Annotated in this window: 19 protein-coding genes and 2 tRNA genes; 8 read left to right on the top strand and 13 right to left on the bottom strand. The window is 71.0% G+C overall.

From position 1 onward, the window contains the following. Positions 1–71: 71 nt before the first annotated feature. From rsrA to N6H00_RS26375, 4 genes are all read right to left on the bottom strand, one after another. Complete coding sequence (gene rsrA, locus N6H00_RS26390; RefSeq protein WP_268974315.1) at positions 72–401, bottom strand: mycothiol system anti-sigma-R factor; 330 nt, start codon at positions 399–401, stop codon at positions 72–74. Beyond that, positions 398–1,084, bottom strand: a complete 687-nt coding sequence (locus N6H00_RS26385; protein WP_329618695.1) for a sigma-70 family RNA polymerase sigma factor — start codon at positions 1,082–1,084, stop codon at positions 398–400. Before N6H00_RS26385 ends, rsrA begins: the two co-directional genes overlap by 4 nt. A gap of 311 nt (positions 1,085–1,395) precedes the next feature. Further along, a complete protein-coding gene (locus N6H00_RS26380; protein ID WP_268977116.1) occupies positions 1,396–2,064 on the bottom strand; it encodes an alpha/beta hydrolase family protein in 669 nt (222 codons plus the stop codon). A gap of 53 nt (positions 2,065–2,117) precedes the next feature. Beyond that, positions 2,118–2,945: an SOS response-associated peptidase gene (locus tag N6H00_RS26375; protein WP_268974313.1), complete on the bottom strand. Its 828-nt coding sequence runs from the start codon at positions 2,943–2,945 to the stop codon at positions 2,118–2,120. A 49-nt stretch (positions 2,946–2,994) separates the two neighbouring features. Here N6H00_RS26375 and N6H00_RS26370 point away from each other — a divergent pair, with 49 nt between their 5' ends. The 4 genes from N6H00_RS26370 to N6H00_RS26355 all read left to right on the top strand — a co-directional run bounded on the left by N6H00_RS26370 (position 2,995) and on the right by N6H00_RS26355 (position 6,672). Then, positions 2,995–3,708, top strand: a complete 714-nt coding sequence (locus tag N6H00_RS26370; protein WP_268974312.1) for a M50 family metallopeptidase — start codon at positions 2,995–2,997, stop codon at positions 3,706–3,708. Between the two features lie 117 nt (positions 3,709–3,825). Beyond that, on the top strand, positions 3,826–5,205 hold the full coding sequence (gene aroA / locus N6H00_RS26365; RefSeq protein ID WP_268974311.1) for a 3-phosphoshikimate 1-carboxyvinyltransferase: 1,380 nt from the start codon (positions 3,826–3,828) through the stop codon (positions 5,203–5,205). 12 nt (positions 5,206–5,217) lie between these two features. After that, a complete protein-coding gene (gene rsgA / locus N6H00_RS26360; RefSeq protein WP_268974310.1) occupies positions 5,218–6,225 on the top strand; it encodes a ribosome small subunit-dependent GTPase A in 1,008 nt (335 codons plus the stop codon). A 123-nt stretch (positions 6,226–6,348) separates the two neighbouring features. Then, positions 6,349–6,672: a DMT family transporter gene (locus N6H00_RS26355; RefSeq protein WP_065964228.1), complete on the top strand. Its 324-nt coding sequence runs from the start codon at positions 6,349–6,351 to the stop codon at positions 6,670–6,672. Positions 6,673–6,721: 49 nt separating this feature from the next. Here N6H00_RS26355 and N6H00_RS26350 read toward each other — a convergent pair whose 3' ends face one another. Continuing rightward, a complete protein-coding gene (locus N6H00_RS26350) occupies positions 6,722–7,318 on the bottom strand; it encodes a TetR/AcrR family transcriptional regulator (RefSeq protein WP_268974309.1) in 597 nt (198 codons plus the stop codon). 225 nt (positions 7,319–7,543) lie between these two features. On the opposite strand from N6H00_RS26350, the gene hisN reads away from it, so the two are divergent. Together hisN and N6H00_RS26340 are read left to right on the top strand one after the other, a co-directional pair. Further along, a complete protein-coding gene (gene hisN, locus N6H00_RS26345; RefSeq protein WP_268974308.1) occupies positions 7,544–8,338 on the top strand; it encodes a histidinol-phosphatase in 795 nt (264 codons plus the stop codon). Positions 8,339–8,567: 229 nt separating this feature from the next. Continuing rightward, positions 8,568–8,960: a CBS domain-containing protein gene (locus N6H00_RS26340; RefSeq protein ID WP_268977115.1), complete on the top strand. Its 393-nt coding sequence runs from the start codon at positions 8,568–8,570 to the stop codon at positions 8,958–8,960. A 129-nt stretch (positions 8,961–9,089) separates the two neighbouring features. Here the strand turns inward: N6H00_RS26340 and N6H00_RS26335 are convergent, their stop codons facing one another. Next, positions 9,090–10,604 (bottom strand): catalase, encoded by a 1,515-nt coding sequence (locus N6H00_RS26335; RefSeq protein ID WP_268974307.1) that lies wholly within the window; start codon positions 10,602–10,604, stop codon positions 9,090–9,092. Between the two features lie 113 nt (positions 10,605–10,717). Here N6H00_RS26335 and N6H00_RS26330 point away from each other — a divergent pair, with 113 nt between their 5' ends. Beyond that, a complete protein-coding gene (locus N6H00_RS26330) occupies positions 10,718–11,131 on the top strand; it encodes a Fur family transcriptional regulator (RefSeq protein ID WP_268974306.1) in 414 nt (137 codons plus the stop codon). Positions 11,132–11,261: 130 nt separating this feature from the next. Here N6H00_RS26330 and N6H00_RS26325 read toward each other — a convergent pair. The 4 genes from N6H00_RS26325 to N6H00_RS26310 form a co-directional block, all read right to left on the bottom strand. Then, positions 11,262–11,338 (bottom strand) — tRNA-Met (locus N6H00_RS26325). Positions 11,339–11,439: 101 nt separating this feature from the next. After that, a complete protein-coding gene (locus N6H00_RS26320; protein WP_268974305.1) occupies positions 11,440–13,272 on the bottom strand; it encodes a tetratricopeptide repeat protein in 1,833 nt (610 codons plus the stop codon). A gap of 181 nt (positions 13,273–13,453) precedes the next feature. Next, positions 13,454–13,527: transfer RNA gene (locus N6H00_RS26315), tRNA-Met, on the bottom strand. Between the two features lie 69 nt (positions 13,528–13,596). Further along, entirely contained in the window at positions 13,597–16,554 is a 2,958-nt protein-coding gene (locus N6H00_RS26310) for a UPF0182 family membrane protein (RefSeq protein WP_268977114.1), read from the bottom strand. 134 nt (positions 16,555–16,688) lie between these two features. Here N6H00_RS26310 and N6H00_RS26305 point away from each other — a divergent pair, with 134 nt between their 5' ends. Then, positions 16,689–17,252: a PPA1309 family protein gene (locus N6H00_RS26305; protein ID WP_268974304.1), complete on the top strand. Its 564-nt coding sequence runs from the start codon at positions 16,689–16,691 to the stop codon at positions 17,250–17,252. A gap of 33 nt (positions 17,253–17,285) precedes the next feature. Here N6H00_RS26305 and N6H00_RS26300 read toward each other — a convergent pair whose 3' ends face one another. The 3 genes from N6H00_RS26300 to N6H00_RS26290 form a co-directional block, all read right to left on the bottom strand. Beyond that, positions 17,286–18,380 carry a YlbL family protein gene (locus N6H00_RS26300; protein ID WP_268974303.1) on the bottom strand — a complete coding sequence of 365 codons (1,095 nt, stop codon included), beginning with the start codon at positions 18,378–18,380 and terminating at the stop codon, positions 17,286–17,288. 411 nt (positions 18,381–18,791) lie between these two features. Then, positions 18,792–19,250, bottom strand: a complete 459-nt coding sequence (locus N6H00_RS26295) for a molybdenum cofactor biosynthesis protein MoaE (RefSeq protein WP_432280636.1) — start codon at positions 19,248–19,250, stop codon at positions 18,792–18,794. Positions 19,251–19,419: 169 nt separating this feature from the next. Continuing rightward, complete coding sequence (locus tag N6H00_RS26290) at positions 19,420–20,529, bottom strand: NAD-dependent epimerase/dehydratase family protein (protein WP_268974301.1); 1,110 nt, start codon at positions 20,527–20,529, stop codon at positions 19,420–19,422. Positions 20,530–20,591 lie beyond the last annotated feature (62 nt).

Here is a 20,591-nt window from a genome sequence, read left to right as displayed (position 1 = left end):
GCACCACCCGGAGCTACTGTCCGATTACACCCTTCGAGTGATGATCTGATCACCGAGGGGGAGGGAGGGCCTCACTCCTGGGCAGTGGTCGGGGCGTTGGCCGGAGCGTTGGTCTCCGCGGTGATCTCACGCTCGGGCACCGCGTGCCCGGAGCGGATCAGCTCGATCCGCCCCATCACCTTCGAGCGGAGGTCGCTGGGCACGTCGTCATGGCCGCAACACCGCTTGACGAGCTTCTTCACGGCCTTCTCGAGGCCGTACTTCTCCAGGCACGGGGAGCACTCGTCGAAGTGCACCTCGAACTTGGCGCAGTCGCCGTCCGGCATCTCGTGGTCGAGGAACTCGTAGAGGTGGTCGAGAACCTCGGAGCAGTCCGTCTCATGCGGCTCTCCGCAGCTCATGAGTCCGCGCCTTTCCGATCGTGCGACTCGTCCGCCCCGGCGGACGCGCCCGCGGGAACCAGCCCACGGCCACGGGCATAGTCCTCCAGCAGACCGCGCAGCTGGCGGCGCCCACGGTGCAGACGGGACATCACCGTACCGATGGGTGTACCCATGATGTCCGCGATCTCCTTGTACGCAAAGCCCTCGACGTCCGCGAGATAGACCGCGATGCGGAACTCCTCGGGGATGGCCTGAAGGGCCTCCTTGACATCGGAGTCGGGCAGGTGGTCGAGGGCCTGCGACTCGGCGGACCGCAGACCGGTCGACATATGCGACTCGGCGCGCGCGAGCTGCCAGTCCTCGATCTCCTCGGCCGCACTGCGCTGGGGCTCCCGCTGCTTCTTGCGGTACGAGTTGATGAAGGTGTTGGTCAGGATGCGGTAGAGCCACGCCTTGAGGTTGGTGCCCTCGCGGAACTGGTGGAAGGACCCGTACGCCTTGGCGTAGGTCTCCTGTACGAGATCCTCGGCGTCGGCCGGGTTACGGGTCATCCGCAGCGCGGCCGAGTACATCTGGTCCAGGAAGGCAAGGGCGTCCCGCTCGAAGCGCGCGCTGCGCTCCGCGGACGTCTCATGCGACCGCTCGACCGTCTCTTCGGTCACGCCGTCGGTCCCTGCGTCGGTCCCAGTGACCTGACCCACCTCCTCCAGCTTCGTGTCGGGGCCGGATGTGGACCCGCTCGAATCGGAGAATAGACGACGATCCGGTCCGCCCGCCGCTCCGATCTTCACGGACTGCGCCGCCTGCAGCTGGGACCAGTCCAGGTCAGCGGCCTGCGGACGGGCCGGGCAAGCAAGCGAACCCATGCGGGGGACTCCCTTTCCTCGTAGGTGCTTCTTACACGCTGATGGCCAACGCCCGGTACAACACGGACCACCGCCGTCGCATTCCCGCCCCCGGCGACCGGTTCCGCCCGGTTCCCGGCCCCGTGCGGGTCAGCGGCCCGTGCGGATCAGCCCAGGGCGCGCGGCAGCCAGTCGGCGACCGCGCCGGTGATCAGGGCGAGCGCCGCGGGCTCATCCAGCTCCGCCGACTTCGGCAGACCGAAGCCGTGATCGCCGTACGGCACCTCGACGAGCTCCATGGCCGCGGGCAGCTCGGGGAACTCCTCCGGCCGCCCGAAGGGGTCCCGGCCGCCCTGGACGATCAGCGTCGGCACGCCCGCGTCCAGCAGCTCCCCGGCCCGGGACCGCTCCGGCTTGCCCGGTGGGTGCAGCGGGAACGACAGCGCCAGCACGGCCTTGGCGCCCAGCTCCCGGGCGGTGCGGCAGGCCACCCGCGCCCCGGCGCTGCGGCCGCCCGCCACGATCGGCAGCCCGGCCTTCTCCAGCGCGGGCCACACGGCGCGCCATCCGGTGTCGAGGGTCGAGGGCGCGGGCGCGACCTTCTTGCCCGCCACCCGCCACGGCTGCTCGACCAGCGCGACGCTCACCCCGCGCCCGGGGAGCGCTTCGGCCAGCGCGCGCAGGTCCCGCGCCTCGATGCCCCCGCCGGCGCCGTGGCTCGCGGCGAGCAGGGCATCGGCGCCGGGGGCGTGGTGCCAGGTGATCCGGGCGTCCCCGGCCGGGGTCGGCACCGTCTCGGTCGTCACCCGTGGCGGCTCCGTCCGCCGCGCCGCCATCGGAGTTCCCGCCGCTCCCGTCGTTCCCGTCGTTTCCGTCTTCTTCGCGGCCATCAGAACAGCGTGCCCTCCTCCGGGGCCTCGAGCTCCTTCAGCAGCTCGGGGCCGTTGTTACGGACATCACTCACCCCGGTCGCGACCGGGTACGCCCGCAGCAGCCCGGAGGGCGGCGGGGCCAGCAGCGGCAGCAGATCGCCGACGTCGGTGCGGGCCGGGTCCAGCCAGGAGGCCCAGCGGTCCTCGGTGAGGACCAGCGGCATCCGCGGGTGGATCTCGGCGAGCGACCGCGGCCCCTCCTCCCGGGCCACGCCGCCGAAGGGCTCCTTGTCCGCCTCGGTCGTGATCACCGTGCAGGTCACCCACCATGCCCGGGGGTGCTCGTCCGGCAGCGTCCGGTCCCGCCAGAACTCGTACAGCCCGGCCATGGCCATCACCGAACCGTCCACCGGCGTCACGAAGTACGGCTGCTTGCGGGGCCGCTTGCGCCTGCCCTTCTCCTCCAGCTGCCGCTCCCCCGCCCCGGTGACCCACTCGTAGTAGCCGTCGGCGGGCAGGATGCACCGCCGTGAGGCGAAGGGGCGCCGGTAGGAGGGCTTCTCGTGCACGGTCTCGGCCCGTGCGTTGATCATCTTGGCCCCGCCCTCGGGCGACTTGGCCCAGGACGGCACCAGGCCCCACTTCAGCGCCCTCAGCTGGCGAACCGGGCGCGGCTCGTCGGCGTCCGGTCCGTTGCGGAGCGGACGTTCGAGCACCGCGTACACGTCCTTGGTGGGCGCCACGTTCCAGTCGGGCGCCAGAGTCTCCTCCGGCTCCCACTTCTGCACTCCGAAGAGCCCGACGAGATCCTCCGGCCTCCGGCTCGCTGCGTATCGACCGCACATAGGTGCCACACTGCCACGACCCCTACCCGATCCGAGGAGCCGCCTGCACATGGACGCAACGAACGCCGCCGACCTGTGGGACCGGGTGACCGGCACCCAGCCCGACCCCACCACCTGGCTGGTCGTCTCCACCGGGATCGTCGCGCTCGCGGTCGTCGTCTTCCGCACCGCCTGGCGCATAGCCCGCAACGCGATCACCATCGCCCACGAGGGCGGCCACGGCCTGGTCGCCCTGCTCGCCGGACGGCGACTGGACGGCATACGGCTGCACTCGGACACCTCGGGGCTGACCGTCTCCCGCGGCAAGCCCACCGGCCTGGGCATGATCCTCACCGCGGCGTCCGGCTACACCGCTCCGTCGCTGCTGGGCCTCGGCGGCGCCTGGCTGCTGGCGGCGGACCACATCACCTTGCTGCTGTGGGGGACGACGGCGCTGCTGGCCGCGATGCTGGTGATGATCCGCAACACCTATGGCGTCCTTACGGTCGTCATCAGCGGCGGCGCCTTCTTTCTCGTCTCCTGGCTGACCGGGCCCGACGTCCAGGCGGGGTTCGCGTATGCCGTGGTCTGGTTCCTTCTCCTGGGGGGCGTGCGGCCGCCCTTCGAGCTCCAGCGCAAGCGCCGGCACGGGGGCGCGTACGACTCCGACCCCGATCAGCTGGCCCGGCTGACGGGCATTCCGGCCGGCGCCTGGCTGCTGCTCTTCCACGCCGTCTCGCTGTGTTCGCTGCTCGCCGGGGGCCGCTGGCTGCTGGGGCTGTGACCCGTACGTCTCCCGGGCGCGCCACTTTCGGAGCCTTGTACCAGCGCCGTGTTTCGACTGGGTTTCGCCACTTTCGATCAGGATTGGCACTCTGGGCGAACCACTAAAGTGAGACCCATGACCGGCATTGAGACCTCCCCGGGCGACCACACCGCCCTCTGGCCCGCTCCGACCGCCGACGGAGCGGTGGACGCGACCGTCACCGTGCCCGGATCCAAGTCGGTTACCAACCGCGGTCTGATCCTGGCCGCGCTCGCCGCCGAGCCCGGCTGGCTGCGCCGCCCGCTCCGCTCCCGCGACACCCTCCTGATGGCCGCCGCGCTGCGTGCCATGGGGGTCGGCATCGAGGAGACGGTGTCCGACGGCGGCGCCCTCGGCTCGAGCGGCCCCTCCGGCGGCGGCGAGGCCTGGCGGGTCATCCCGGCCGGGCTGCACGGCCCGGCCACCATCGACGTCGGCAACGCCGGCACCGTGATGCGCTTCCTGCCGCCGGTCGCCGCGCTGGCCGACGGACCCGTCCACTTCGACGGCGACCCCCGCTCCCATGAGCGTCCGCTGCACGGCGTGATCGACGCGCTGCGCGCCCTCGGCGCCCGCATCGACGACGACGGCCGTGGCGCGCTGCCGCTGACCGTGCACGGCGGCGGGGCGCTGGACGGCGGCCCGGTCCGGATCGACGCCTCGTCGTCCTCCCAGTTCGTGAGCGCGCTGCTGCTGTCCGCGCCGCGCTTCAACCAGGGCGTCGAGGTGCGCCACATCGGCGCCGCGCTGCCCTCCCTGCCGCACATCCGGATGACCGTCGACATGCTGCGCGCGGCGGGCGCGCGGGTGGACACCCCGGAGGCCGGCGGCGAGCGGGGGGTGTGGCGGGTGGCGCCGAGCGCGCTGCTCGGCCGCGACCTGGTCGTCGAGCCCGATCTGTCCAACGCGGCGCCGTTCCTGGCCGCCGCCCTGGTCACCGGCGGCCGGGTGACCATCCCGGACTGGCCGGAGCACACCACCCAGCCCGGGGACGAACTGCGCCGGATCTTCACCGAGATGGGCGGCTCCTGCGAGCTCACCGACACCGGTCTGACCTTCACCGGTACCGGCCGGATCACCGGGATCGACGCCGATCTGCACGAGGTCGGCGAGCTGACCCCGGTGATCGCGGCGGTCGCGGCGCTGGCCGACTCCGAGTCGGTGCTGAGCGGCATCGCGCATCTGCGGCTGCACGAGACCGACCGGCTCGCCGCCCTCGCCAAGGAGATCAACGAACTCGGCGGGGAGGTCACCGAGACCGAGGACGGACTGCGGATCCGCCCACGCCCGCTGCACGGCGGGATCTTCCACACCTACGAGGACCACCGACTGGCCACCGCCGCCGCCGTACTCGGCCTGGCCATCGACGGCGTGCTGGTCGAGAACGTGGCGACCACCGCCAAGACCCTCCCCGACTTCCCCGGCCTGTGGTCCGGCATGCTCGACGCGACGACGACCTCGGCGCGGAGATCCTGAGAGCCTGGACCCATGCGCCGCTACGGCAAGCACACCGACGAGGACGACGTACGGATCCGCCCCAACCGCAGGGGCAACCGGCCGCGTACCAGCATCCGCCCCAAGCACGAGGACGCCGCCGATGGTTTCGTGCTGACGGTCGACCGCGGCCGGCTCACGGTCCTGGTCGAGGACCGCACCATCACCGCTATGAAGGCCCGCGAACTCGGCCGTAAGGGCGTCGTGGTCGGCGACCGGGTCGCGGTCGTCGGCGATCTCTCCGGCGCCAAGGACACGCTCGCCCGGATCGTACGGGTCCATGAGCGCTCCTCCGTGCTGCGCCGGACCGCCGATGACGACGACCCGTACGAGCGGGTCGTGGTCGCCAACGCCGACCAGCTCGCGATCGTGACCGCCCTGGCCGACCCGGAACCGCGTCCGCGCCTGATCGACCGGTGCCTGGTGGCCGCCTTCGACGCGGACCTGGAGCCGCTGCTGGTGCTCACCAAGTCCGATCTGGCGCCCGCCGAGGAGCTGCTGAAGACCTATGAGCCGCTCGGCATCCCCTACGTCGTCACCAGCCGTGACGAGCTGGCCGACGGCGACGCCGCCGACCGGGTGCGGGAGCGGCTGGCGGACCGGGTCACCGTCTTCGTCGGCCATTCGGGCGTCGGCAAGACGACGCTGGTGAACGCGCTGGTCCCGGACCGCCAGCGGGCCACCGGCCGGGTGAACGCGGTCACCGGCCGCGGCCGCCACACCACCACCTCCGCGCTCGCGCTCCCCCTGCCGGACGACAAGGGGTGGGTGATCGACACCCCGGGCGTACGGTCCTTCGGCCTGCACCATGTGGACCCGGCGCGGGTCATCCACGCCTTCCCGGACCTGGAGCCGGGCACCGAGGGCTGTCCGCGCGCCTGTAGCCACGACGAGCCGGACTGCGCGCTGGACCAGTGGGTGGCCGACGGCCACGCCGAACCGGCCCGGCTGTACTCCCTGCGGCGGCTGCTGGCCACGCGGGAGCGGCGGGAGGGCGACTAGGCGAGTGTTTGCCGTCCACCCCCGGCGGTAAATGGATAATCGCATCAAGTGATCCAAGGCGGATCCAAGGCGACCGGGTACGCCCGGACGAAAGCAGCCGACGGCGGTACGGGAGGGCATCGTATGGCGTGGCTGCTGGTCGTGGTCGCCGGGCTCCTCGAGACGGGCTTCGCCGTCTGTCTCAAGCTCTCGCACGGCTTCACCCGCCTCTGGCCGACGATCGCGTTCTGCGCGTTCGCGCTCGGCAGCTTCGGGCTGCTGACGCTGTCCCTGAAGAAGCTCGACGTGGGGCCCGCGTACGCGGTGTGGACGGGCATCGGGGCCGCCGGGACCGCCATCTACGGCATGGTCTTCCTGGGCGATCTCGTCTCCACGCTCAAGATCGTCTCCATCACCCTGGTGATCGTCGGCGTGATAGGGCTCCAGCTCTCCGGCTCGGCCCACTGACCAGCCCTGGCCGCCACGGCTTCGGCGGCGAGCCGCCGGCTTCGGCCGCTCAGGCCAGCACCGTGCGCACCATATGGGCCACATCCGCCGCCGGGGCGGGCGCCACCACGTACGACAGGGCCAGCCTGGCGACCGCCTCACAGGCCAGCGGCAGCTCCACCGCGCCGGTCGGCCAGTCGCTCGCCAGCAGCCGCACCGCCCGGTCCCGCGCCTGGCCGAGCAGTTCGCCCGGCGCGGGCAGCGGCCCGGACGACGCCGCCTTCCCGGACGGCACCGTACTTACGGGCGTCACGGGTGTCACGGGCGTCGGCAGCCGGTCGTTCCAGCAGCCCGTGAGCACCGCCCGCACCAGCGGGTTCTCGGTCGCCGAGCGGACCGTCCACACCGCCGCGGCGGCCAGCCGCTCCCTGGGCGCCACCGCGCCGGGCACCCCGGTCAGCGCCCGCTCGACCCCGCGCAGATACGCGTCGGCCTCGCGCCGCACCAGAGCGCGGGCGAGGCCCTCCTTGCTGCCGAACTCGTTGTAGAGGGTCTGCCGGGAGACCCCGGCCGCCGCCGCGACCTCGGCCATCGTGACCCTCGGCCACGGACGGCCGTCGAGGGCGGCGAAGGCCGCGTCGAGTAAGGATTCACGCGCTGTGGGCATCGTCGCCTCCAGAGCGGCCATCGTCGCCTCCCGGCCGGGCATGTGCCCGACAGAATTGACGGACCGCCAGATGAAGTCAAGAGCCCGGTCGACAGCCCCGCGCGGGCCGACCCGCCCGGTCCGAGGCCCTGGTCATCCGGCCCGGAGCCCTGGTCATCCGGCCCGGGACCCAGGTCATGTGGAGTCGCGTGGCTCCGCCGCACCGTGTCTCGATACTGTTCGGCCATGCCCGACTACCACGATGACCTGCGCCTCGCCCACGTCCTCGCCGACGCCGCCGACTCGGCCACCATGGAGCGGTTCAAGGCGCTCGACCTCAAGGTCGAGACAAAACCCGATATGACGCCGGTGAGCGAGGCCGACAAGGCGGCCGAGGAGCTGATCCGCAGCTCCCTCCAGCGCGCCCGGCCGCGTGACGCGGTGCTGGGCGAGGAGTTCGGCAGCGAGGGCAGCGGTCCGCGGCGCTGGGTGGTCGACCCGATCGACGGCACCAAGAACTATGTGCGCGGGGTCCCCGTCTGGGCCACCCTGATCGCTCTCATGGAGCGCGGCGAGGGCGGTGACCGGCCGGTGGTCGGGGTGGTCTCCGCACCGGCGCTGGGGCGCCGCTGGTGGGCCGCCGAGGGGCTGGGGGCGTACGCCGGGCGCAGCCTGTCGTCCGCGACCCGGCTGGCGGTCTCGCGGGTGAGCCGGCTCTCCGACGCGTCGTTCGCCTACTCCTCGCTCAGCGGCTGGGAGGAGCGCGGCAAGCTGGACGGCTTCCTCGATCTGACCCGCGCCTGCTGGCGCACCCGGGGCTACGGCGACTTCTGGCCGTACATGATGGTCGCCGAGGGCTCGGTGGACATCTGCGCAGAACCGGAACTGTCGCTGTGGGACATGGCGGCCAACGCGGTGATCGTCCAGGAGGCGGGTGGCCGCTTCACCGGACTCGACGGCGTACCGGGTCCGAACAGCGGCGACGCGGCGGCGTCCAACGGGCTGCTGCACGGGGCGATGCTGGACTATCTGCGGTCCTGAAGGGGCCCTCGAGGCGGCGCCGAGGATCACCGGAGCGCGAACCGGAGTGGGAACCGAAGCGCGGGGCGCGCTGAGCGGCAGATCGGCTTCCGCGCGCCCTTGTTGCCCCTTCCCAGGCATGTGAACATGAGAATCCACGACCTTGTGAACTTGTGCATCCATTCACAGGCGCCTCCGGCGCCGGGCATTCGCGAATGGATTCCCCAAGGAGGTGGCTCCATCCATGCCCATGCACGTCCGTGACGCCATGAGCTCGGTGGTCCTCACCATCGGCCCGGCCCATACACTCCGTCAGGCCGCCCGGCTGATGTCCGCACGCCGGGTCGGATCGGCCATCGTGCTCGATCCCGACACCAGCGGCCTGGGGATTCTCACCGAGCGCGACATCCTCAACTCCCTGGGGGCGGGCCAGGACCCGGACCAGGAGACCGCGCACGCCCACACCACCGCCGACGTCGTCTTCGCCGCCCCCGGGTGGACGCTGGACGAGGCGGCCCGCACGATGACCCAGGGCGGCTTCCGCCATCTGATCGTCCTCGACGCGGGCGACCCGGTCGGAGTGGTGTCGGTGCGCGACATCATCCGCTGCTGGGCCCCGGCGCCCGAGCCGGTCCCGGCCTGAGGCACCCCCTGGCACACCGCGCCCGGCACCCGGCGCCCGGCACCCGGCACCCGGCACCCGGCACCCGGCACGCGGAGAGGCCGGAGCCCAGTGGCGTCCGGCCTCTCCGGTGGGTACGGCAGGCGTCCGTCAGCCGCGCAGGGCCTGGACCGCGGCCTCCAGCCGCTTGCCGTAGTCGGCGTCCGCCTTGCGGAAGTTCTCGATCGCCCGCTGTGCGATGTCGTCGCGGGAGACCTTGGCGATGTTCTGCGCCAGGTTCTCGATCAGGCGCTCCTTCTCCTCCTCCGACATCAGCCGGTAGAGGTTGCCGGCCTGGACGAAGTCGTCGTCCTCGGCGTGCGAGGGCGCCTCGTGGTCACCGGTCAGACCGGAGACCGGGGACGGCTGCCACAGCGGCCGGTCGGTCTGCGCCGGACCGCCGAAGCTGTTGGGCTCGTAGTTCTTGGCACCCGCGTGCCGGCCGTCGTACAGGAAGCCGTCCCGGGCGTGGGTGCGTGCCTCGGCTGCGTGCGGACGGTTCACCGGCAGGTGGTCGGCGTTGATGCCGACGCGGTAGCGGTGCGCGTCGCCGTACGCGAAGAGGCGGCCCTGGAGCATCTTGTCCGGGGACGGGCCGATGCCCGGCACGAAGTGCGCCGGCGAGAAGATCGACTGCTCGACCTCGGCGAAGATGTTCCGCGGGTTGCGGTTGAGCTCCAGCTTGCCGATCTCGATCGGCGGGTAGTCCGCGTGCGGCCAGACCTTGGTCAGGTCGAACGGGTTGAAGCGGTAGTTCGCCGCCTCGGCCGCCGGCATGATCTGCACCTGCACGGTCCAGGTCGGGAAGTCACCGCGCTCGATGGCCTCGCGCAGATCGCGCTGGTGGCTGTCCGGGTCCAGACCCGCGGTCTCGGCCGCCTCGGCGGTGGTGAGGTTCTTGATCCCCTGGTCGGTCTTGAAGTGGTACTTCACCCAGAAGACCTCGCCCGCGGCGTTGTTCCACTGGTAGGTGTGCGAACCGAAGCCGTCCATGTGGCGGTACGAGGCGGGGATGCCGCGGTCGCCGAACAGCCAGGTCACCTGGTGGGTGGACTCGGGCGAGAGCCCCCAGAAGTCCCAGACGTTGTCCGCTTCCTGCGAGCCGGTGTACGGGTCGCGCTTCTGGGTGTGGATGAAGTCGGGGAACTTGATGGCGTCCTTGATGAAGAACACCGGGGTGTTGTTCCCGACGAGGTCGTAGTTGCCGTCCTCGGTGTAGAACTTCAGCGCGAAACCGCGCGGATCGCGCACCGCGTCCGCCGCGCCGAGGTTGCCGGCCACCGTCGAGAAGCGCAGGAACGTCTCGGTCTGCTTGCCGACCTCGGAGAGGAACGCCGCGCGGGTGTACTTCGTCACGTCCGCGGTCACGGTGAAGGTGCCGTACGCACCGGCGCCCCGCGCGTGCACGACCCGCTCCGGGATCCGCTCGCGGTTGAAGTGGGCGAGCTTCTCGATCAGGTGCTGGTCCTGGATGAGGACCGGACCGCCGGCGCCCGCCGTCTCGCTGTTCTGGTTGTCCGCCACCGGAGCCCCGGACTCCGTGGTCAGCGGACCAGTGATGTTGTCCTGGACCGTCACGTGCGCCTCCTGCGTACTCGCATTCTGTCCCTGGTCTGGGGCTGGCATCGATCCTACATTGGACATTGTCTAAGTCAAGAAGCGTTGGAGAGTGATACCCGATCTGGCCAAGGACTCACCCGCTGCTACCCTTGTCCTTATCTGACTGATAGGTGAATGGCATGAGTGACCTGCTGGAACGGCTCAGGGGACGTGGCTGGAGGCTGACGGCGCAGCGGCGTGTCGTCGCCGAGGTCCTCGACGGGGACCACGTGCACTACACCGCCGACGAAGTCCACGCACGGGCGGCCGAGCGGCTGCCCGAGATTTCCCGCGCGACCGTCTACAACACCCTCGGCGAGCTCGTCTCGCTCGGCGAGGTGGTCGAAGTCAGCACGGACGGCAGAGCCAAGCGCTACGACCCCAACGCCCATCACGCGCATCAGCACCTGGTGTGCGCGCGCTGCGGCATGATCCGTGATGTCCACCCGTCCGGCGACCCGCTCGCCGACCTGCCCGCACAGGAGCGCTTCGGCTTCGCGATCTCCGCGGTCGAGGTGACCTACCGGGGACTGTGCCCCGACTGCGCGGCCTGAGGAACGGCGCGACGGCCCCGGGACCGGACGAGCGGGACAAGCGGGACGAACAGCACAAGCAGGACGGTCAGGACCACGGCAGAAGCGACAGACGAAAGGCCCGGATCCTTGAGGATCCAGGCCTTCGTCGTGGTAGCGGGGACAGGATTTGAACCTGCGACCTCTGGGTTATGAGCCCAGCGAGCTACCGAGCTGCTCCACCCCGCGTCGGTGTGCACCAACCTTAACCCGGGGCGGACGACACGAGCAAACCGGTTACCGGCGGGACGCCCGCCGGTGGCTCCGGGCCGGGGATCCGGCCCGGAGCGCTACGCCGTGAGCTCCTGCTGGAGCGCGTCCCACAGCCGTGCGGCGCGCTCGGCGACCTCCGCGGGGCCCAGCTCGACCGCCCGCGCACACCACCGCTGCCCCTCGGCGAGGGCGCCGCGCCGGGCGGCGAGCAGCGCGAGCCGCAGCGCGGCCCGGCCGTGCCCGGCCTCGGCGGCGCGTGTCCACCACAGGGCGGCCTCCGGCTCGCTGCCCTCCCGGGCCAGCAGCAGCCCCAGGTTGAAGGCGCCGTTGCTGCTGCCCGCCTCGGCCGCCGCGCGGTACCAGCGCGCGGCCTCGACCACATCGCCGCGCGCGGCCGCGAACATGCCCACGCGCACCTGGGCCCGCCGGTGACCCTGGCGCGCGGCGCGCTCGTACCACTCCTCGTACTCGGAGACGTGCGGCCCGGAGCCGTCGTCCGGCGGCGGGATCGGAAAGCGCGTCCCGGACGAGCCGAAGCCGGTGCCGGTCGCCGGGTCGCCGCCGACCGACGAGCGGTCCAGCAGCGCGGCCAGCCGGAAGGCGCCCTCGGCGCTGCCGCCCCCCGCGGCGCAGCGCAGATGGCGCTCGGCGCTCTGGAGGTCGCCCTCCCGCTGGAGGGCGAGACCGACCTGCAACGCCGCCTCGGTGTGCCCGTCGGCGGCGGCCCGCTCGTACCACTGCCGGGCCGCCCGCTCCTCGCCCCGGCCCGCGTACAGGATGCCCAGGTTGAACGCGGCGTCGACGCTGCCCGACTCGGCCGCCTTGGAGAACCACGGCTCGGCGCCCGCCGCGTCGCCGCGCTGGAGCAGCAGCACGGCGACCGCGTTGGCGGCCTCGCGGTGGCCCGCGTAGGCGGCGCGGCGGTACCACTGCTCGGCCTGTGCGGTCCGGCCCTGCTCGGCGCAGAGCAGCCCGAGGTTGTAGGCGCCGTTGATGTCCCCGGCGTCGAGCGCGGCGCGGTACCAGCGCTCGGCGGTCTGGGGCTCGCCCCGGTCGGCGTGCAGCGCCCCCAGCGCGTTGGCGGCGTTGCCGTCGCCGTCCTGGGCGGCGCGGTGCCACCAGACGGCGGCGCTGTCGGTGTCGCCCGCGTCGCGCAGCAGGAAGCCCAGCGCGCAGGCGGCACGGGCCTCACCGTCCTTGGCCGACATCAGGTACCAGCGGCCGGCCTCCTTGGTCTCCCCGCGCTCCTCCAGCAGCGTGCCGAGGTGGAGGGCGGCGCGGCGGTGGCCGCGCGCGGCGGCCTGCCGGTACCACTGCTCGGCCTCCTCCCGGCCCGCCCTGCCGGTCCCCTCGGCTCCCTCGGTACCGTCAGAGCCTCGGTCGTCGAGGATGCGGGCGAGCCGGTACGCGGCCTCGCGGTGGCCGCGCTCGGCGGCCGCGCGGAACCAGCGCTCGGCGCCGATGTCGCTGCGGTGCTCCAGCAGATCGCCCAGCGCGTACGCGCCCAGGGTGTGCCCGGACTCGGCGGACTGGCGCAGCCAGTACTCGGCGGCGGGCTCGTCGCCCCGCTCACGGTGGTGGCGGCCCAGCGCGTGGGCCGCGGCGGCGGATCCGGCGACGGCGGCGATGCGCCACCAGCCGGCCGCCTCGTCGGCGTAGCCCCGCTGGTGCAGCAGAACACCGAGGTTGTTGGCGGCGGCACGGTCGCCCGCCGCGGTGGCGCCCCGCAGATGCGGTTCGGCGCCGTCGAGGTCACCGCGGCGCAGCAGCAGCGCGCCGAGTGCGCTCATCGCGCCGGTGTCACCGGCCTCGGCGGCGCGCCGGTGCCGGGTCTCCTCCTCGGCATCGTCGTGCGTGTGCGCAAAACGCCCTGTCTCCAACAGACTGACCCTGTCCCCCATAAATCCCATCGTGGCATCACCCGCATCCGGCGTACACCTGGTATACCGCAGCCGAGGAGGTCACTTCAGCGTTTTGTCGACATGCCCACAGAGAGACAACCCAAACGCTTGTATCCGCATTCCCCGAGTGGACGCTCATACAACACACGACAAGGCCCGGATCCTTGCGGATCCGGGCCTTGTCTGTCAGTAGCGGGGACAGGATTTGAACCTGCGACCTCTGGGTTATGAGCCCAGCGAGCTACCGAGCTGCTCCACCCCGCGTCGTGTTACGACCACCGTATCACGACGCGCGGGACCGGCCGCCCGGCCGTTCTCCCAGGTCGGCAAGGGTCAGCTGCCCTTGCTGCCGGAGCCGGAGCCGGAGCCGTCACCGGCGCTCTGGCTCTGTGGCTGGTTCTGCTTCTGCCCCTGCGTGTCGGCCGCCTTCTGCTCCGCCTTGGCGGCGCGGTCCAGCGCCTTCCTCAGCTCCTCCTGGGCCTTGCCGTACGCCTCCCAGTCCTGCGGCTGCTTCTGGAGCGCGTCCTGGGCGTCCTGATAGGCGTCCTGGGCGTCCTTGAGAGCCTCCTTGACCGTCGGGTTGGTGCTCGACGGCGGTTCCTCCTGGCCGCCGTCGCCCGGTGGCTGCTCCTCGGACGACTCGCCGAAGACGGCGTCCAGGGCCTCGCCCAGGGTGTCCTTGAAGACGGTCTCCTTGCCGTAGGAGACGCCCACCTTCTTCAGCAGCGGGTAGTTGGCGCTGCCACCGCGGGCGTAGACCGGCTCGATGTAGAGGAAGCCCTTCTCCAGCGGGACGGTGAGCAGATTGCCGTACTCGATGTCGGAGTCGGTGCCCCTGAGGTTCCGGACGAACTCGGCGACCTCCGGATCACCGTTGAGCTCGCTCTGCACCTGCTGTGGACCGGGCACGTTGGAGGTGACCTTCAGCAGTCTTATCGTGCCGTAGTCCTTGCTGTTGGCATCGGCGTCGACCGACATGAACGCGCCCAGGTTGGGACGCCCGTTGGGGGTGAAGGTCGTCGTCAGCGAGAACGTCTGCGCCTTCTGGTCGGGCATCTTCATGCTGAGGTAGTACGGCGGGACCGCGTCCCCGTCCTTCTGCGTCGGGTCGTCCGGCACCTGCCAGGCGTCACTGCCGCTGTAGAACTGCTTGGGGTCGGTGACGTGGTAGCGGGTCAGCAGCTCGCGCTGGACCTTGAACAGGTCCTGCGGGTACCGCAGATGCTCCATCAGCTCGCCGCTGATCTTCTCCTTGGGCTCGACCGTGCCCGGGAACGCCTTCTCCCAGGTCTTGAGGACCGGGTCCTTGGTGTCCCACTCGTAGAGCTTGACGGTGCCGTCGTAGGCGTCCACCGTCGCCTTGACCGAGTTGCGGATGTAGTTGACCTTGTTCTGCTGCGCGACCACCGACCGGTCCCCGTCGCTCAGCGAGTCGGCCGTGCTGTCACCCAGGGTCGTCCGCGAGGCGTAGGGATAGCCGTTGGACGTGGTGTAGGCGTCGACGATCCACTGGATCCGGCCGCCCACCACCGCCGGATAGGCGTCACCGTCGATGGTCAGCCAGGGGGCGACCTTCTCCACGCGCTCCTTGGGTGTGCGGTTGTACAGGATCCGCGAACCGTCGCCGATCGCGCCCGAGTAGAGGATCTGGGGCTCGCCGAACGCCACGGCGTAGGCGGCGCGGTTGATCGGGTTGGACAGGCTGACCCCGCTCTTGCCCTTGTAGCTGGTGGTCTTCTCGCCGTTCTTCTCGTAGTCGAGCTCCTTCTGGGGGCCGCCGACTATCGAGTACTGATCGGTCTTCTCGCCGTAGTAGACCTGCTGTGTGTAGGTGCCGACCCCGCCGCCGCTCGAGCCCTTGGTGGGCAGCCCGGACTCGGTGAAGTCCGGGGAGCCGGCCGGGTCCGCGTTGGGATCGGTCGTGGTGCCCTTCGCCGCCACGATGCCGTAGCCGTGGGTGTAGGTGAAGTGGTCGTTGATCCAGTTCCGCTTGGGGATGCCGTTGAGGTTCAGCTCGCGCACACCGACGACGGTGTCCTGGTCCTTGCCGTCCGCGCCCTTGTAGCGGTCGACATCGAGCGTCGAGGGGAACTGGTAGTACTTGCGCTCCTGCTGGAGCTGCTGGAAGGTCGGCGAGATGACGCTGGGGTCGATCAGCCGGTAACTGGCCGTCGTATTGGCGGCCTTGCGGAGCGCCTCGCCGCCCTCGCTGTCGTTCTTGCCGGAGTAGTCCGCCACCTTGGAGTCATCGATGCCGTACGCCTGCCGCGTGGCCTCGATGTTCTTCTTGATGTACGGCGCCTCCTTGGCCTGCTCGTTCGGCTGGACCTGGAACTTCTGCACGATCGCCGGGTAGAGCCCGCCGATCAGGATCGCCGACAGCACCATCAGGCCGAAGCCGATGACCGGCAGCTGCCAGGTGCGGCGCCACAGCGTCGCGAAGAAGAGCACCGCGCAGATGGCCGCGATGCAGAACAGGATCGTCTTGGCGGGCAGATAGGCGTTGGCGTCCACATAGCGCAGCCCCGTCCAGTTGCCCGTCGCCTTGAAGTCACTGGACTTCACCGCGAGGCCGTAGCGGTCCAGCCAGTACGCCACCGCCTTGAGCGCGACGAAGACACCCAGCAGCACCGACAGATGGCCGGTGGCGGCGGCGGTCGCACGGGCACCGGGGCTGGTGACCCGCAGGCCCCCGTAGAGGTAGTGCACCAGGGCCGCGGCGATGAGCGAGACCACCGTGGCCGCGAAGCCGAAGCTCAGCAGGAAGCGGTACCAGGGCAGATCGAAGGCGTAGAAGGCCACGTCCTTGTGGAACTGCGGGTCCTTCTGGCCGAACGGCACTCCGTTGACCCACAGCAGCCAGATGCGCCACTGGCCGGCCGCCGAGGCGCCGGCGATCAGCCCGACCAGGGCGGTGACCGCGAGCAGCACCCACTTCTTGAACGGGGCGATGCCCATCCGGTAGCGGTCCAGGCTCTGCTGCTCCATGGACATCGCGCTGAGCGGCGGCCGCAGCCGGTGCGCCAGCCAGATGTTGATCCCGACGGCCGTGGCCATCAGCACGCCGAAGACGAAGAACAGCCCGATCTTCGTCTTCAGCGTGGTACTGAAGACGGAAGAGTAATGAAGTGAGCGATACCAGAGCCAATCCGTCCAAAACCCGGCAAACATGACAAAGAGCATGGCCAACACGGCCAGCACACCCAGGGTCATGAGCAGGGTCCGGGCACGCCGGGACGGTCGACCGACTCTGATCCGCGGCCCCGTCGGGCCTCCGCCGCGGTCCGGCATCTGGAAAGCCAAGGTGCGCACCTCGAAGTTCGCTGTCGATTGAGGGACCCTGAACTCCAGGGCCCACCTGATGCAACTTACTCAGGCTTTACTCAGTTCCCGTTTCCGGGTCCGAACAGGGCACGATATGAACCATGTCCAACGCAACCCCCGGCTCCGGCCCGCTGGCCTCGAATCCACTGACCCGAGCCGTCCTCGAGATCGACGAATACGCCTCGGGGATCGGCTGGGACCAGCCCGCCCGGCTCTTCGCACTCGTCGACACCGCCCGGCTGCGCACCGAGGAGCCCGGCCTCGCCGCTCAGCTCGGCCTTGACGAGGACGGTGCGGAGACCGCCCCCCTGACCCCCATCGAGCAGGACGAGCTGCCCTCCGGCGCCCCGCTCGACGAGTTCCTCGCCACTATCGCCTGGCCGGACGCCGTGACCGGCTGCGCGCTGACCGTGGAGCGGCAGATGCTGCCCCCGTCCGCCGAGAGCTCCGTGCCCGAGAACCTGGACGAGACCGAGCTGGCCACGTGGGTCGCCGACCATCCGGACCGCCAGGAGGTCCGGATGACCGTCGCCGTGCTGCGGGACGGCACCCGTGAGTCGGCCCTGCGGCTGCGGGAGAAGGACTCCCCGACCGAGGTGCTCACCGGAGCCGGTCTGGTGCCGGGCCTGGCGGACGCGCTCGCCGCCACCTTCGCCACCGACTGACTCCCCCGACCGACCCCTCGACGGGGGCGCCGCTCAGTCCGTCGTGCACTTCGGCAGACCGGCGGTGTCCCCCTTACGGATCTTCTCGAGCGCCTTGAGGGCGTCGTCGATCGTGTGCACCTTCACCAGCCGCAGCCCACTGGGCACGTCCTTGGCGGCGGCCGCGCAGTTCTCCTTCGGCGTGAGGAAGAAGCGGGCGCCCGCGTCGCGCGCGCCGATCGTCTTCATCTCGATCCCGCCGATCGGGCCGACCGTGCCCTTGTCGTCGATGGTGCCGGTGCCCGCGATGAACTTCCCGCCGGTGAGATCCCCGGACGACAGCCGGTCCACGATCCCCAGGGCGAACATCAGACCCGCGCTGGGGCCGCCCACATCCGCCAGCTTGATGTCGATCCGGAACGGGAAGGTGTAGTCGACCCCGGCCTGGATGCCCACGATGGCGCGGGAGGCGCCCTCGTCCGCCTTCGTGGTGGTGATGGTGACGCGCTCCTCGCCGGTGGGCTCCTTACCGCGCTTCTCCGCCGCGGCCGCGTCCTTGGCCGGGACGACCGAGAAGACCACCTTCTGGCCCGGCTTGTGCTTGGTGACCAGCTTGGCGACGTCATCGGGCTCGCCGACCGCCGTGCCGTCCACCGACTTGATCACATCGCCCGCGTGCAGCTTGCCCTGGGCCGGCGCGCCCTTCTGCACGGCGCCGACGATCACATGCGCGGTGACCGGCTTCTTCAGCGCCCGCAGCGCCGCGACCTTGGCCGACTCCTGGGACTGGGTGAACTCCTCGGCGTTCTGCTGGTCGACCTCGTCCGGGGTCTTGTCGTCCGGGTAGAGGGTGCTGTGCGGCACGACCACGTCATCGTGCGCCAGCCAGCCGTAGACGGCCTCCACGAGGTTCATCCGGTACTCGGAGCCGGTGACGCGGACCGTGGTCATGTTCAGATGGCCACCGGTGGTCTCACAGCCCTTGTGGCCGGAGATCTGGAGCACGCACTCCCCGTTGTGCTCACCCAGGGTGTTGTACGTCGGCCCGGGCGACATCTCCGCATACGGCACCGGGATCAGCACTCCGGCGCAGAGCAGCGCGATCAGCATCAGAAGGGAGGCGAGCATCGTCGCGGTGCGGCGTGGCATGGAACGACAGTACGGGACGCGTCCGTCAGTCCACCGTCGGGGCCGTCCGTACGAGGGGCGGCGCGAACGGGGGCGCGATGTCAGACCGCGGCGTCCGAATCGTGGGGCCGGCGCTCCATCGCCTCGCGGAAGCGGGCGTATCCGGCCAGTTCAGCTACATCCCCCCCGGTCTTCCGGGTGCCGGCTCGGGCGGCTATGCCGGCGTATATGGCCGCGGCTATCGCTGCGGACAGCGGAATCAGCAACCAGAGAAGCGCACCCACAGCAGCCTCCCGACCCCTTGGAACATCGCGACGCGAGGACCGCGACTGACAGATGAGCAGATTAATCCTCTGCACCGTCAACGCTCACGGCAGGGTGCGGGTTACGCAAGTGGAGTACACCCTTCCGTGCCTAGCGGCCGTATGCCCACTACGCCCCGACCCATTCCTCGGTGCCATCGGCGAACGTCTGGTGCTTCCAGATCGGGACCTCGCGCTTGAGATCGTCGATCAGCCGGCGGCAGGCGGCGAACGCCTCCGCGCGGTGCGGGCAGGAGACGGCCACCACCACGGCCAGATCGCCGATCACCAGGTCGCCCACCCGGTGCACGGCGGCCAGCGCGCGCACCGGGAAGTCGGCCGCCACCTTCTCGGCCACCCGGCGCAGCTCGGCCTCGGCGGTCGGATGCGCGGAGTAGCCGAGGGCGCCGACCTCCGCGCCGCCGTCGTGGTTGCGCACGGTGCCCACGAACAGCGCCGTGCCGCCCGCCGCCGCATCGCCCACCGCCCCGAACACCTCGTCCACGGACAGCGGTGTGTCACGGACGGCCAGCAGCCGGATGGGGTCGGCGGCCGCGAGTTCTCCGGGGTGATCGTACGCATGTGCCATGTCGTCCATCGTGCCGTACCGTCCCGCGCTCGTGGAATGAGTGGAATGAATGAAACAACCGGATGTCGAATCCCGGAAAACATCTTCCGGCCGCGCCCTCGCCAAACCCTCGCCAGACCCTCGCCGAGCCCGCGCCGAGCCAGGTGGTGCACCCTCCTGCCGGGCCGCGTCAGGCCCGGCGGCGCGCCTTACGGGCGCGGCGCACGATCGCCGCGGTGCCCACCAGGGCCACCGTCGCGCCCGCGGCGCCCAGCGTCGTGGCGTCCTTACGGCCCAGGCGCCGGCCGGCGACCGTATGGCGGCCTGCGACCTCCTCCAGCAGCTCCGCCAGGACCTCCTCGTTGGTCCAGCGCGGCCGCCAGCCCGCCGCGTGCAGCCTGCTGCCGCTGACCGCCCAGGGGTGCATCGTGTACGCGAGGTCTCCGGCCGGGGACGGCGTCAGACCGAGCCGGTGCAGCCGGGAGGCGGCACCCAGGGCGACCGCCGACGGCAGCTCCATGCGCCGGATGCCGGACAGCTCCTCGACCTCCTCCTGCTCCAGCCAGCCCTCGCAGCCGACCGCGAGCTCACCCTCGACCTTCTCCAGGGCGGCGTACTCCAGGGCGCCGACCAGGTCCTCCACATGACAGAACTGCCAGGTGGGACGGGACCCGGCGACCACCAGCAGCCGCGGTGACTCGAAATAGCGGGTGAGCGCGGTGTCCGTGCCGCCGACCAGGACCGCCGGGCGCACCACGGTCACGTTCAGCCCCGGATGCGCCCGGGGCGCACGCTCCCCCAGCCGCTCGATCTCCAGCAGATCGCCGACGCCGGTGGCCTCGGCGGTCGCCCTCAGCTCCGCGTCCTCGGCGAGCGGCACGTCGTTGTCGGGCAGCGCCCCGTAGACCATCGCGGAGGTGCACAGCACCACCCGGCGCACCCCGGCCGCCGCGGCGGCCGTCAGGACGGTCTGGGTGCCGCGCACGTTGTAGGCGGTGCGGGCGGCGGGGTCGGTGCCCAGGTCCAGGTCGACGGCGAGGTGGACCACCACATCCGCGCCGCGCAGCTTCTCGGCGATGGCCGGATCGCGGACGTCCAGCACATGCCACTGCGCCTCGGTCACCTCACCGCGGCGTTCATCGATGGCCAGGACCTGCTTGACCTCTTCGGACTCCGCGAGCCGCTGCGTGAGCAGGGCACCTGGGCCCGAGGCGGCACCGGTCACCGCCACGACGGGGCGTCGTGCGGCAGGGGCCGTATCGTTTCGCGCAACGCGAACTTCTCGGTCTGGGGAACTCACCGGGCGTCTCCAGCGGTTGTCTTCAGTACGCAGCGCATGCACGCATACGTACCAGGTGACGT

The sequence above is a fragment of the Streptomyces sp. S465 genome, assembly GCF_026898115.1.
Lineage (GTDB): Bacteria > Actinomycetota > Actinomycetes > Streptomycetales > Streptomycetaceae > Streptomyces > Streptomyces luomodiensis.
Note: the sequence above shows the minus strand (reverse complement) of the source record. Positions and strands in the feature narration are given on the sequence as shown.

Excerpts from the sequence above, each read along its gene's own strand:
- N6H00_RS26380 (WP_268977116.1), bottom strand. The coding sequence starts at position 2,064 with ATGGCGGCGCGGCGGACGGAGCCGCCACGGGTGACGACCGAGACGGTG.
- N6H00_RS26295 (WP_432280636.1), bottom strand. The coding sequence starts at position 19,250 with ATGGCACATGCGTACGATCACCCCGGAGAACTCGCGGCCGCCGACCCC.
- rsgA (WP_268974310.1), top strand. The coding sequence starts at position 5,218 with ATGCGCCGCTACGGCAAGCACACCGACGAGGACGACGTACGGATCCGC.
- N6H00_RS26375 (WP_268974313.1), bottom strand. The coding sequence starts at position 2,945 with ATGTGCGGTCGATACGCAGCGAGCCGGAGGCCGGAGGATCTCGTCGGG.
- hisN (WP_268974308.1), top strand. The coding sequence starts at position 7,544 with ATGCCCGACTACCACGATGACCTGCGCCTCGCCCACGTCCTCGCCGAC.
- N6H00_RS26310 (WP_268977114.1), bottom strand. The coding sequence starts at position 16,554 with ATGCCGGACCGCGGCGGAGGCCCGACGGGGCCGCGGATCAGAGTCGGT.
- N6H00_RS26300 (WP_268974303.1), bottom strand. The coding sequence starts at position 18,380 with ATGCCACGCCGCACCGCGACGATGCTCGCCTCCCTTCTGATGCTGATC.
- N6H00_RS26305 (WP_268974304.1), top strand. The coding sequence starts at position 16,689 with ATGTCCAACGCAACCCCCGGCTCCGGCCCGCTGGCCTCGAATCCACTG.
- N6H00_RS26335 (WP_268974307.1), bottom strand. The coding sequence starts at position 10,604 with ATGCCAGCCCCAGACCAGGGACAGAATGCGAGTACGCAGGAGGCGCAC.
- N6H00_RS26330 (WP_268974306.1), top strand. The coding sequence starts at position 10,718 with ATGAGTGACCTGCTGGAACGGCTCAGGGGACGTGGCTGGAGGCTGACG.
- N6H00_RS26340 (WP_268977115.1), top strand. The coding sequence starts at position 8,568 with ATGCACGTCCGTGACGCCATGAGCTCGGTGGTCCTCACCATCGGCCCG.
- N6H00_RS26355 (WP_065964228.1), top strand. The coding sequence starts at position 6,349 with ATGGCGTGGCTGCTGGTCGTGGTCGCCGGGCTCCTCGAGACGGGCTTC.
- N6H00_RS26370 (WP_268974312.1), top strand. The coding sequence starts at position 2,995 with ATGGACGCAACGAACGCCGCCGACCTGTGGGACCGGGTGACCGGCACC.
- N6H00_RS26350 (WP_268974309.1), bottom strand. The coding sequence starts at position 7,318 with ATGCCCACAGCGCGTGAATCCTTACTCGACGCGGCCTTCGCCGCCCTC.
- aroA (WP_268974311.1), top strand. The coding sequence starts at position 3,826 with ATGACCGGCATTGAGACCTCCCCGGGCGACCACACCGCCCTCTGGCCC.
- rsrA (WP_268974315.1), bottom strand. The coding sequence starts at position 401 with ATGAGCTGCGGAGAGCCGCATGAGACGGACTGCTCCGAGGTTCTCGAC.
- N6H00_RS26320 (WP_268974305.1), bottom strand. The coding sequence starts at position 13,272 with ATGGGATTTATGGGGGACAGGGTCAGTCTGTTGGAGACAGGGCGTTTT.